11 protein-coding genes and 1 pseudogene are annotated in these 10,487 nt (G+C 67.0%); 3 read left to right on the top strand and 9 right to left on the bottom strand.

The window, feature by feature from the left end:
• Nucleotides 1-127, top strand: a pseudogene (locus ACO2RV_RS14360) (IS5/IS1182 family transposase); the annotation flags it as partial.
• Between the two features lie 25 nt (nucleotides 128-152).
• Entirely contained in the window at nucleotides 153-1,121 is a 969-nt protein-coding gene (locus ACO2RV_RS14355) for a glutathione S-transferase family protein (RefSeq protein WP_423294087.1), read from the top strand.
• A gap of 10 nt (nucleotides 1,122-1,131) precedes the next feature.
• Here the strand turns inward: ACO2RV_RS14355 and ACO2RV_RS14350 are convergent, their stop codons facing one another.
• From ACO2RV_RS14350 to mnmA, 3 genes are all read right to left on the bottom strand, one after another.
• On the bottom strand, nucleotides 1,132-2,301 hold the full coding sequence (locus ACO2RV_RS14350) for a glycosyltransferase family 4 protein (protein ID WP_423294085.1): 1,170 nt from the start codon (nucleotides 2,299-2,301) through the stop codon (nucleotides 1,132-1,134).
• A 171-nt stretch (nucleotides 2,302-2,472) separates the two neighbouring features.
• On the bottom strand, nucleotides 2,473-3,162 hold the full coding sequence (locus tag ACO2RV_RS14345) for a class I SAM-dependent methyltransferase (protein ID WP_423294083.1): 690 nt from the start codon (nucleotides 3,160-3,162) through the stop codon (nucleotides 2,473-2,475).
• Nucleotides 3,163-3,213: 51 nt separating this feature from the next.
• Nucleotides 3,214-4,401 (bottom strand): tRNA 2-thiouridine(34) synthase MnmA, encoded by a 1,188-nt coding sequence (gene mnmA / locus ACO2RV_RS14340; RefSeq protein WP_423294081.1) that lies wholly within the window; start codon nucleotides 4,399-4,401, stop codon nucleotides 3,214-3,216.
• 291 nt (nucleotides 4,402-4,692) lie between these two features.
• Between mnmA and ACO2RV_RS14335 the strand changes: the two genes are divergently transcribed.
• Entirely contained in the window at nucleotides 4,693-4,968 is a 276-nt protein-coding gene (locus tag ACO2RV_RS14335) for a DUF1153 domain-containing protein (protein ID WP_423294079.1), read from the top strand.
• Between the two features lie 71 nt (nucleotides 4,969-5,039).
• Here ACO2RV_RS14335 and phnN read toward each other — a convergent pair whose 3' ends face one another.
• From phnN to ACO2RV_RS14305, 6 genes are read right to left on the bottom strand one after another with little or no spacing between them, the layout of a single operon-like run.
• A complete protein-coding gene (phnN, locus tag ACO2RV_RS14330) occupies nucleotides 5,040-5,627 on the bottom strand; it encodes a phosphonate metabolism protein/1,5-bisphosphokinase (PRPP-forming) PhnN (RefSeq protein ID WP_423294077.1) in 588 nt (195 codons plus the stop codon).
• Entirely contained in the window at nucleotides 5,624-6,763 is a 1,140-nt protein-coding gene (locus tag ACO2RV_RS14325) for an alpha-D-ribose 1-methylphosphonate 5-triphosphate diphosphatase (RefSeq protein WP_423294075.1), read from the bottom strand. Before ACO2RV_RS14325 ends, phnN begins: the two co-directional genes overlap by 4 nt.
• A 20-nt stretch (nucleotides 6,764-6,783) precedes the next feature.
• Nucleotides 6,784-7,593 (bottom strand): phosphonate C-P lyase system protein PhnL, encoded by an 810-nt coding sequence (gene phnL, locus ACO2RV_RS14320; RefSeq protein WP_423294073.1) that lies wholly within the window; start codon nucleotides 7,591-7,593, stop codon nucleotides 6,784-6,786.
• A gap of 16 nt (nucleotides 7,594-7,609) precedes the next feature.
• Nucleotides 7,610-8,386: a phosphonate C-P lyase system protein PhnK gene (gene phnK / locus ACO2RV_RS14315; RefSeq protein ID WP_423294071.1), complete on the bottom strand. Its 777-nt coding sequence runs from the start codon at nucleotides 8,384-8,386 to the stop codon at nucleotides 7,610-7,612.
• A complete protein-coding gene (locus tag ACO2RV_RS14310; protein ID WP_423294069.1) occupies nucleotides 8,386-9,405 on the bottom strand; it encodes an alpha-D-ribose 1-methylphosphonate 5-phosphate C-P-lyase PhnJ in 1,020 nt (339 codons plus the stop codon). Before ACO2RV_RS14310 ends, phnK begins: the two co-directional genes overlap by 1 nt.
• Nucleotides 9,402-10,487: a carbon-phosphorus lyase complex subunit PhnI gene (locus ACO2RV_RS14305; protein WP_423294067.1), complete on the bottom strand. Its 1,086-nt coding sequence runs from the start codon at nucleotides 10,485-10,487 to the stop codon at nucleotides 9,402-9,404. The genes ACO2RV_RS14310 and ACO2RV_RS14305 overlap by 4 nt, the downstream gene beginning before the upstream one ends.

Here is a 10,487-nt window from a genome sequence, read left to right as displayed (position 1 = left end):
CTTCAACAAGCTCAAACACTTCAGGGCCGTCGCCACCCGCTACGACAAGCGAGACGACAATTTCCTCGCCTCGATCCAACTCGCATCAATCCGCATCTGGCTGCGAAGTTATGAGTCGGTCACCTAGCCTGGGCGAAACGGGAGGACGCACGATGGGACTGCTGGTCGACGGCCAATGGGTCGACAAATGGTACGATACCGCGAGCACCGGCGGTCGCTTCGTGCGCAAGGCGTCGAGCTTCCGCAATTGGGTCACGTCCGACGGCGCGGCGGGCCCCACGGGCGAGGCAGGCTTTCCCGCCGAGGCCGGGCGCTACCATCTCTATGTCTCCTATGCCTGCCCCTGGGCGCACCGCACGCTGATCTTCCGCAAGCTGAAGCAGCTGGAAGACGTCATCTCGGTCTCGGTGGTCGATCCCTTCATGGGCGAGGAAGGCTGGGTGTTCGCCGACCATGCCGCCCGCCGCACCGAAGGCGCCACGACGGATGCCGTGCTCGGCAAGCAGCGGCTCCATGAGGTCTATACGGCGGCCGACCCGGCCTATTCCGGCCGCGTCACCGTACCGGTGCTGTGGGACAGGAAGCGCGCCACCATCGTGAGCAACGAATCCGCCGAGATCATCCGCATGTTCAATGCGGCCTTCGGCGCCTTCACGCCGGACCGGCACGACTATTATCCGGCCGCACTCGCCAGCGAGATCGACGCGCTCAATGCGCGGGTCTACGACGCGGTGAACAACGGCGTCTACAAGGCCGGCTTCGCCACCACGCAGGCCGCCTATGACGAAGCCGTCACTGCGCTGTTCGCCATGCTGGACGAGCTGGAAGCGCGGCTCGATGGCCGACAATGGCTGCTGGGCGATCAGCTCACCGAGGCGGATATCCGCCTGTTCACCACGCTGATCCGCTTCGACCCGGTCTATGTCGGCCACTTCAAGTGCAACATCCGCCGGATCGTCGAATACCCGAACCTGTCGCGCTTCGTGAAAGCGCTCTACGCCCTGCCCGGCGTGGCCGGGACAGTGAACCTCACCCATATCAAGCGGCACTATTACGAGAGCCACAAGACCATCAACCCGACCGGCATCGTGCCCGTGGGGCCGGCGGTGTGGTGGGAGTGAGCGCGGCCGATCAGTCCCCGCGCCGCGCAACGGCGCGGAAGAGTTCGGAGGTGCGCTCGATCATCCGGCTCTTGGAGAAGGCGACCGCCGCGTGCCGGGCGGCGTTCGCGCCCAGTTTCGCCCGCAGTTCCGGATCGCCCAGCGCCGCGATGCGCTGCGCCAGTCCTGCCGCGTCGTCCATGTCGATCGTGAAGCCGGTCTCGCCCTCGATGATCTGCTCAGCAGCGCCGCCGGTGCGGGTACGGATCGGCACGCAGCCGCACAGCATGGCTTCGGCGACCACGAGGCCGAAGCCCTCGTAGCGGCTCGGCAGCAGGAAGATGTCCGAGGCCCAGAAGATGTCACGCACCCCTTCATTGGAGCCGAAGCCCAGAAAGCGGAACGTCTGCTCATCCGCCGCGTCCTGAAAGGCGAGACGCTTGATCTCGGCCTCCTGGTCGCCGCCGCCACCGAACAGGAACAGCAGCTTGAGATCGGGTCGGTCGCGGCGAAGGATCCGCGCGGCCTCGATGACCACGTCGTGCCCCTTCACAAAGTTCAGCCGGGCCACCAGCGAACAGACGATGTGCCCGGGCGGGATCGCGAGCCGTGCCTGCGCGGCCTTGCGCTGTTCGTCGCTGGGACGGGTAAAGAAGTCCGCATCGACGCCGGTGGAGATCAGTTCGATCTTGCTCTTTGCAATACCGCAAACGTCGATGAAAAACGTTTCCATCTCACGCGAAATGGCGATGAACTTGTCGGGAAACGTCACCCGCGACAGGAGCTTGACCTGCATCTCCTTCCTGCGGCTGTCGCCCTGCGTCTCCATGCCCAGCTTTCCCACCAGCGACGGAAGGTAGTTGAGCACGACCGGACGCCCGGTCAATGTGCCGACGATGCGGGCGATCGGCGAAATGGCGAAACCCTGCGGGCTTATGACATCGACCTTATATTTCCGGACGACCTTCACGATATTAAATATCGATTTCGGAATATTATAAGGTGACTGAATTTTTGGGAGAACGATCCAGTCGAGGACATTGTCCTTCACGCGCTGGTATCTGAATTCGGACTCGGCAGTCTTGGTCACCGGCCCGGAAACGATGACGACATGGTCGCCGCGCGCCCTGAGCCCCTCGATTACAGTTTGGCAGTAGGAAAAGACTCCGTCATTGCAGTCCATGCGCTTGAGAAGCAGCATGACAGTAACAGGGGACGACATATATCGGTCCAGTTAAATAAGATGATGAGACGATTATAATCTATCTTCAATGACGATGACACACGCCCCGCCACGTGGCAACGCGCGAAAGTAATCTCGCGACAAAGTAATTCCCGCTCTCGCCGCCGGCAACTGACGCCCGGCAGCGCCTCATCCCGCCAGCGCAACCGCCCCGGTATCGGTCTGCGCGGCCATCTCCGCCTCGGTCCGCTTGCGGAAGCGCACCAGCGTGTACATGCCGAGCCCGACATCTTTCGCGATCGGCAGGTCCACCGTGCCCTTCTGCACCGCCCAGTTACGCAGGCGGGCGAACTGGAACTCCGGCCGCCAGCCGAGCTTGCGCGCCTTGCGGGCGAACCACTTCTCGAACACCGCGCGCGGCCCATCCTCGGCGCCGAGATGGTTCACCAGGATGATCTCGCCGCCGGGCTTGAGCACGCGGGCCATTTCGTCCAGCGTCTCCTCCGGCTGAGGCACCACGGTGATGACGAACTGGGCAATCACCACGTCGAAGGAATCGTCGGCGAAGCCCATATGCGCGCCGTCCATGAGGACCAGCCCCTCGACATGGTGGAGCTTGTCCTTCCTCACCCGCTCGCGGGCCTTCTGCAGCATGGGCTCGGAGATGTCGACGCCGACGAGGCGGTTGGTGCGCTTGTAGTTCGGCAGGGCAAGGCCGGTGCCGACACCGAAATCGAGGATGCGGCCGCCGATCTTCTCCGCCGCCTTGATCGCCGCCTTGCGGCCAGCCTCGAAGACGGCGCCGAATACCACGTCGTACACCGGCGCCCAGCGGGCATAGGCTTCCTCGACAGTGGCGCGGTCAAGATCGGTCGTCATGGAAGTTCCCCTGCCTGCTCGCCCAACCAGTCCACGTTCGACTCAGATGCTTTACGCCGAACGCGCCATCATCTCTACATCGCGTGTCAGCGCCGTGAAGGGCTCGCGTGCCCGGCGGATCACGCCGCCGCCGAGCAGCCGGGCCCCCGCCCCGCCATCCTCGTAGAAGACGCAGGCCTGTCCCGGCGCCACGCCTTCCTCGGCGGCGTGCAGATGCACCTCCACCGTGCCATCTTCCGCGCGGGCGAGATGGCCGGGCGCCGGCGCACGGGCCGAGCGCACCTTCACATGGATTTCCTTCTCGGCGGCTGCGGCCTCTTCCAGCGTCTCGTCGCCGAGCCAGTTCACCTCGTCGACGCGGATGGCGGTGACGCCGAGCGCCGCGCGCGGCCCCACCACGACGCGCCGCCGCGCGGCGTCGATGCCGACCACATAGAGCGCCTCGGACGAGGCGATGCCGAGCCCCTTGCGCTGGCCGATGGTGTAGCGCATCACGCCGGCGTGCTGGCCGAGCACCCGCCCGTCGAGATGCACGATCTCGCCCGGCTCGGCCGCCTCGGGGCGCAGCTTCTCGACGATGGAGGTGTAGTGCCCGTTGGGCACGAAGCAGATGTCCTGGCTGTCCGGCTTGTCCGCCACCTTCAGACCGAAGCCCTCCGCGAGCGCCCGCACTTCCGGCTTCGTGGTCTCGCCGAGCGGGAAGCGGAGCATGTCGATCTGCTCCTGCGTGGTGGCGTAGAGGAAATAGCTCTGGTCGCGGTTCTCGTCGAGCGGACGGAACAGGCCGTGCCGCCCGTCGCCCAGCGCGCGGCTGGTGACGTAATGGCCGGTGGCGAGGATATCGGCGCCGAGGTCGCGCGCGGTCTCCAGGAGGTCGCGGAACTTCACCGTGCGATTGCAGTCGACGCAGGGGATGGGCGTTTCCCCGGCCGCATAGGCGTCGGCGAAGCGCTCGATCACTGCCTGGCGGAAGCGGCTCTCATAGTCGAGCACGTAATGCGGGATGCCGAGCTTCTCGGCCACCATGCGCGCATCATAGATGTCCTGCCCCGCGCAGCAGGCGCCGGGGCGATGGTGCATCGCCTCGCCATGGTCGTAGAGCTGGAGCGTCACGCCCACGACATCGTAGCCCGCCTGCGCGTAGAGCGCGGCGACGACCGAGGAATCCACGCCGCCCGACATCGCCACCACCACGCGGGTCTGGCTCGGGGAACGGGAAGTGTCGTCGAGACGGATCATGGACGCGGCGGACCGATGGGGCGCAAGGTGACGGGGCACAGGACGGATGGGCACGGCAGCGTCCTTATATAGGACACCGTGGCGCATCTATGAACCCTGTCGACGGAGATAAGGGCTCACCGCCTGCCCGCGTGCATTCCCCTGCGGAACCAATCGTAAACAGACCCCTTCGTAAATATTAACGAAGCACTACACGTATCGGCTTCACCAGACCGTGATTCGCTTAGGGAAATATTTAAAGCTCGGCAGGTATCATGCTCATATTGATGCTGTGTATTGAGTGAGCGTATCATGAACGAGCCCTATCGTCCGAGGGTGAAATATGTAATCGGACCGGACGGAAGTCCGTTAACCATTGCCGACTTGCCCCCGCCAAGCACCCGGCGGTGGGTTATCCGCCGCAAGGCGGAAGTCGTCGCCGCCGTCCGAGGCGGTCTCCTCAGTCTCGAGGAGGCATGCAAGCGCTATACTTTGACGACGGAAGAGTTCCTGTCCTGGCAGGCTTCCATCGACCGCCACGGCCTCGCCGGGCTGCGCACCACCCGAATCCAGCAGTACCGGCAGTAAGCCGGCGCCCTTTTTCTTTGACTGACGATCACGGCCGGGCCAGTTGCCCGGCCTTTTTCGTTTGAGGGCGCCTAGAGCCCCCTCAAGAAAGCCGCCAGACGCTCGCCGGCGGCATCGACCGCGTCGACATTGAGGATGCGCAGTTCCGGCGGAGCGGCGAGCATGGGCTCTCGGGCGAGGCGCGCCAGCACCTCCTCGCCGCTCTCTCGGCCGCGCGCGGCGATGCGCGCCGCCAGCACTTCGGGCGGCGCAGTCACATGCACCACCTTGACGTTCTGGAAGCGCAGGCGCGCCTCAGCGATCGTCGCACGCGAGCCGTTGGCGACGACGATGCGCCCGCCGGCGATCTCTTTGACGATTTCCTCGCCGAGCGCGTAGCTCAGTCCGTTGGCGCGCCAGTGCAGGGGATAGCGCCCCTCGGCCACGGCACGGGCGAAAGCGTCGTCATCGACCGCGATGTGGTTCTCGGTGGCGTCGACCGCGCGGGTGATGCGCCGGCGCGCGAAACAGATGTCGGCCCGCCCGGCGAGCCGCTCGCGGGCATAGGCGATCAGCGTGTCCTTGCCCGCGCCGGACGGCCCGACCACCAGAACCAGCACGCCCGGCCCAAGCCGGCCGCCGTCGAACTTCCGCTCCCCGCCACGGTCGATGGCATTCACGCGATCCGCTCCCCGGCGCGCCACACCGCCCGCGCCACCGGCGCCGGCCCGGCGTCGGAAACCCGCAGGAAGTCCGCCCGCAGCCCCGGTGCCAGCCGGCCGCGATCGGTCAGGCTGGCGGCATCGGCCGGGTTGGCGCTCACCATGGCCACCGCCTGCGGCAGCGAGATCCCCTCCACCCGGCGCGGCAGGTCGAAGGCGGCGAGCAGCAGGCTGCCCGGCACATAATCGGAAGACATGATGTCGAGCACCCCGCGACGCGCCAGCGTCTCCGCCGCGACATTACCGGCATGCGATCCGCCGCGCACCACATTGGGCGCGCCCATCAGCACGCGGATGCCGACCGCGTGCGAGCCGTCCGCCGCGATGTCGGTGGTGGGGAATTCGGCGATGGCGATGCCGTCCTCGACCGCCTCGATGATGTGCTCGGTCGTCGCGTCGTCATGGCTCGCCAGCACGATGCCGCGCGCGCGCGCCAGCTCCACCAGCCGCGCCCGGTTCGGCCGGGCATGCAGGCGGTGCGCCTCCTGCCGCTTCTCGATGATCACGTCCATTTCCGCCGCCGTGATGCCGCTCTTCTTCATGTAGTAGGCGCGGAAATCATCCTCGGTGGCGAACTGCCGCTGGCCCGGCGTGTGGTCCATCAACGAGATGAGCCGCACATCGGCGCTTTCCATCAGCGCCTGCGCATCCTCCACCACGCCGTCGGCCGCCACCTCGCAGCGCAGATGCACGAAATGCTCGGCGCGAAGGAGCCCCGCCTCGCTCACCTGCCGGATGGTGGCGGCAAGCAGCGGCGCGTCGCCATCCATGCCCACCGCCCGCTTGTCCGGCCAGACCCGGAGCGAGTCGAACACGGTGGTGATGCCGGAGGCGGCGATCTGCGCGTCATAGGCGGTGACGGCGGCGAAGGCGTTCCAGATCACCCGCGGGCGCGGGTAGAGATGGCCTTCCACCGCGTCGGTGTGCAGTTCGACGAAGCCAGGCAGCACATAGTCACCGGCGAGATCTTCCGCCGAGCGGGGCGCGCTGCCCTCGCCGATCTCGGCGATGCGCCCCTCGCGCACCACCAGATGGCCGTGCCGCACCTCGTCGGGCAGCACCAGCCGCGCATTGGCGTAAACCGTCTCGCTCATCTCGTCCTCACGCCGCGATTTCACGCGGCTTTCGCGAATTCCGTCACGTCGATCACCCGGTCGCACACCGCCTCGCGCACCTCGGCATCGTGAAAGATGCCGAGAATGGCGACGCCGGACCGCTTCTTCTCCTCGATCAGCTCGACCACCACCTGCCGGTTGGCGGCGTCGAGCGAGGCGGTCGGCTCGTCCATGAGGAGCAGCGGACGATGGGCGATCAGCCCGCGGGCGATGTTCACGCGCTGCTGCTCACCGCCGGAGAAGGTGGCGGGCGGCAGCTGCCACAGCCGCTCCGGCAGGTTGAGCCGCGCCAGCAATTCGCCGGCCTTCGCCACCGCCGCCGCGCGGGCGACGCCGTCGCCGACCAGCGGCTCGGCCACCACGTCAAGCGCACCGACGCGCGGAATGACCCGCAGGAACTGGCTGACATAGCCCATGGTGCGTTCGCGCAGGCGGATCAGCCGGCGCGGATCGGCGGTGGCGACATCGACCACCTCGTCGCCCTCGCGCACGCGGATATGGCCGGCATCGACGCGGTAATTGCCATAGACCATCTTCAACACGGAGCTTTTCCCCGCACCCGATGGTCCGCCGAGTGCCACGCATTCGCCAGCGAACAGTTCGAAGCCGGCGCCCGCCACCACCGGCAGCCGCGCGCCCTCGCGCAGATGCAGGATGAAGGTCTTGGCGACGCCGGAGACGGAAAGGATTGGCTCCTCCCCCCTCACCCGGCCCTGCGGGCCGACCTCTCCCCGCTGGGGAGAGGTAAGGACGGCCTGCTCCCTCTCCCCCAGGGGGAGAGGGGTGGGGTGAGGGGTCTTGTCGGTCATGTTCATCCCTTTTCCCTCACGCCGCCAGAACCGAGGAAACCAGTAGCTGCGTATAGGGCTCGCGCGGGTCGTCGAGCACCTGGTCGGTCAGCCCGGTCTCGATCACCCGGCCGTGGCGCATCACCACAAGGCGGTGCGACAAGAGCCGCGCCACGGCGAGATCATGGGTGACGATGACCACCGCCAGCCCCATCTCGCTCACCAGCCCGCGAATGAGATCGAGCAGCCGCGCCTGCACCGAGACGTCGAGCCCGCCGGTCGGCTCGTCCATGAAGACCAGGCGTGGCCGGGTCACCAGATTTCGCGCAATTTGCAGGCGCTGGCGCATGCCACCGGAAAAGGCGCGCGGGTCGTCGTCGATGCGGTCGCCGGCAATCTCCACCTTGGCGAGCCAGTCGAGCGCCTCCTCGCGGATGTTGCCATAGTGGCGCCAGCCCACCGCCATCAGCCGCTCGCCGACATTGCCGCCGGCCGAAACCGCCATGCGCAGCCCCTCCGCCGGGTTCTGCCGCACGAAGCCCCAGTCGGTGCGCATCAACAGCCGCCGCTCCGCCGCGCCGAGACTGGCGAGATCGCGCAGGCTGCCGTCGCGCATGCGGTAGGAGACGCGGCCCGCCGTGGGGCCGAGCTCGGTGGAGAGCAGCCCAAGCAGGGTCGACTTGCCCGAGCCGCTCTCGCCGACCACCGCCAGCACCTCGCCGGGATAGACCTCCAGCGAGACGTCGCGGCAGCCGATGCGCGCGCCGTAATTCTTCGAGAGCCCTTCGGCGATCAGCAGGGGTTGTTCGGTCATCATTCTTGCTCCACCGAAGCAGTCCCCTCACCCGGCCCTGCGGGCCGACCTCTCCCCGACGGGGAGAGGTGAAGAGCGGCTCCTTCTACCCCCTCTCCCCGTGGGGGAGAGGGCTGGGGTGAGGGGCTCGCACCCGCCGGCACGCCCAGCTCGCCGACATGCCCCTGTTCCTGCCGGGTGTTGCAGTAGTCGGTGTCCGAGCACACGAACATCCGCCCGCCACGATCGTCGAGGATCACCTCGTCGAGATAGACCCCGGTCGCCGCGCACAGCGCGCAGGGCTTGGCGAAGCGCTGCACCTTGAACGGATGGTCCTCGAAATCCAGCGAGCGCACGCGGGTGTGCGGCGGAATGGCGTAGATGCGCTTCTCGCGTCCCGCGCCGAACAGCTGCAAGGCCGGGCAGTCGTCCATCTTCGGGTTGTCGAATTTCGGAATCGGCGAGGGATCCATCACATAGCGGCCCGCCACCTCGACCGGATAGGCATAGGTGGTGGCGATATGGCCGTGCCGGGCGATGTCCTCATAGAGCTTCACATGCATCAGCCCGTATTCGGCGAGCGCATGCAGCTGGCGTGTCTCAGTCTCGCGCGGCTCCAGGAAGCGCAGCGGCTCGGGGATCGGCACCTGATAGACGAGGATCTGGTTCTCGTTCAGCGCCGTCTCGGGGATGCGGTGGCGGGTCTGGATCACCGTGGCGTCGGCCGTCGCGGTGGTTGTGGAAACGCGCGCGGTCTTCTCGAAGAAGCCGCGAATGGCCACCGCATTGGTGGTGTCGTCGGCACCCTGGTCGATGACCTTGAGCACATCGTCCGGCCCCAGCACGGCGGCCGTCACCTGCACGCCGCCGGTGCCCCAGCCATAGGGCATCGGCATCTCGCGCGCGGCGAACGGCACCTGATAGCCGGGCACGGCAATCGCCTTGAGGATCGCCCGGCGGATCATCCGCTTGGTCTGCTCGTCGAGATAGGCGAAGTTGTAAGTGATGTCGGGCATGGAAGATTTCGGCATCGCGCTCATTCCGCGGCCTCCTTCATCTCGGCCTCATGCTCGCCGCGCATGCGCCGCACGAGGTCGAGCTCCGCCTGGAAGTCGACGTAATGCGGCAGCTTCAGATGCTCGACGAAGCCGGTCGCCTGCACATTGTCGCAGTGGGAGAGGACGAATTCCTCGTCCTGCGCCGGGCTGCCGGGCTCCTCGCCCAGCTCCTTCCAGCGTAGCGCCCGCTCGACCAGCGCCATCGACATCGCCTTGCGCTCGCACTGGCCGAAGACGAGGCCATAGCCTCGGGTGAACTGCGGCGGCACCTCAGCCGAACCCTTGAACTGGTTGACCATCTGGCACTCGGTGACCTGCACCGTGCCGAGCGAAATCTCGAAGCCGAGCTCCGGCGCCTCGAAGACCACCTCGACATCGCCGAAGCGAATCTCGCCGACGAAGGGGTGCGAGCGGGCATAGCCGCGCTGGGTCGAGTAGCCGAGCGCCAGCAGATAGCCCTCGTCGCCCCGCGCCAGCGTCTGGAGGCGGGTGGCGCGGTCGACCGGGAACGTCACCGGCGCGCGGGTGATGTCGAAGGGCTCGGTGCCATCGTCTTCCGGCGCCGCCTCGATCAGCCCTTCGGCACCCAGGAGGTCGGTCACGCGCGGCATGGCGAGCGGGGCGTCGCTGCCGGTCTCCACCGCGTTCTCGCCGCCCTCCCCGCCGAGCGAAGTGTCGAGCAGGCGGTGCGTGTAGTCGAAGGTCGGCCCCAGCAGTTGCCCGCCGGGCAGGTCCTTATAGGTTGCCGAGACGCGGCGGCGCACCAGCATGTCGCCGGTGTCGAGCGGCACGGAGGCGCCGAAGCGTGGCAGCGTGGTGCGGAAGGCACGGATGAGGAAGATCGCCTCGATCAGGTCGCCGCGCGCCTGCTTCACCGCCAGCGCCGCCAGCTCGACATCATAGAGCGAGCCTTCCGCCATCACCCGGTCGACCGCCAGCGTCAGTTGCTGGGCGATCTGGTCGAGCGTGATCGAGGGTAGTCCCTCATTGCCGCGCCGGCGCTTCGCCAGCAGGGCATGCGCGTTGCGGATGGCCTTTTCGCCACCCTTGGCTGCCACATACAT

Source organism: Ancylobacter sp. VNQ12, assembly GCF_049445835.1.
Taxonomy (GTDB): Bacteria; Pseudomonadota; Alphaproteobacteria; order Rhizobiales; family Xanthobacteraceae; genus Ancylobacter.
The sequence above is the reverse complement of the archived record's forward strand: the minus strand, read 5'-3'. Positions and strand labels throughout refer to the sequence as shown.

What these genes read in the sequence shown, in the direction of transcription:
- ACO2RV_RS14310 (WP_423294069.1), bottom strand. Translation starts at nt 9,405, where the DNA reads ATGAGCGCGATGCCGAAATCTTCCATGCCCGACATCACTTACAACTTC.
- ACO2RV_RS14305 (WP_423294067.1), bottom strand. Translation starts at nt 10,487, where the DNA reads ATGTATGTGGCAGCCAAGGGTGGCGAAAAGGCCATCCGCAACGCGCAT.
- ACO2RV_RS14350 (WP_423294085.1), bottom strand. Translation starts at nt 2,301, where the DNA reads ATGCTGCTTCTCAAGCGCATGGACTGCAATGACGGAGTCTTTTCCTAC.
- ACO2RV_RS14335 (WP_423294079.1), top strand. Translation starts at nt 4,693, where the DNA reads ATGAACGAGCCCTATCGTCCGAGGGTGAAATATGTAATCGGACCGGAC.
- mnmA (WP_423294081.1), bottom strand. Translation starts at nt 4,401, where the DNA reads ATGATCCGTCTCGACGACACTTCCCGTTCCCCGAGCCAGACCCGCGTG.
- ACO2RV_RS14325 (WP_423294075.1), bottom strand. Translation starts at nt 6,763, where the DNA reads ATGAGCGAGACGGTTTACGCCAATGCGCGGCTGGTGCTGCCCGACGAG.
- ACO2RV_RS14355 (WP_423294087.1), top strand. Translation starts at nt 153, where the DNA reads ATGGGACTGCTGGTCGACGGCCAATGGGTCGACAAATGGTACGATACC.
- ACO2RV_RS14345 (WP_423294083.1), bottom strand. Translation starts at nt 3,162, where the DNA reads ATGACGACCGATCTTGACCGCGCCACTGTCGAGGAAGCCTATGCCCGC.
- phnK (WP_423294071.1), bottom strand. Translation starts at nt 8,386, where the DNA reads ATGACCGAACAACCCCTGCTGATCGCCGAAGGGCTCTCGAAGAATTAC.
- phnL (WP_423294073.1), bottom strand. Translation starts at nt 7,593, where the DNA reads ATGACCGACAAGACCCCTCACCCCACCCCTCTCCCCCTGGGGGAGAGG.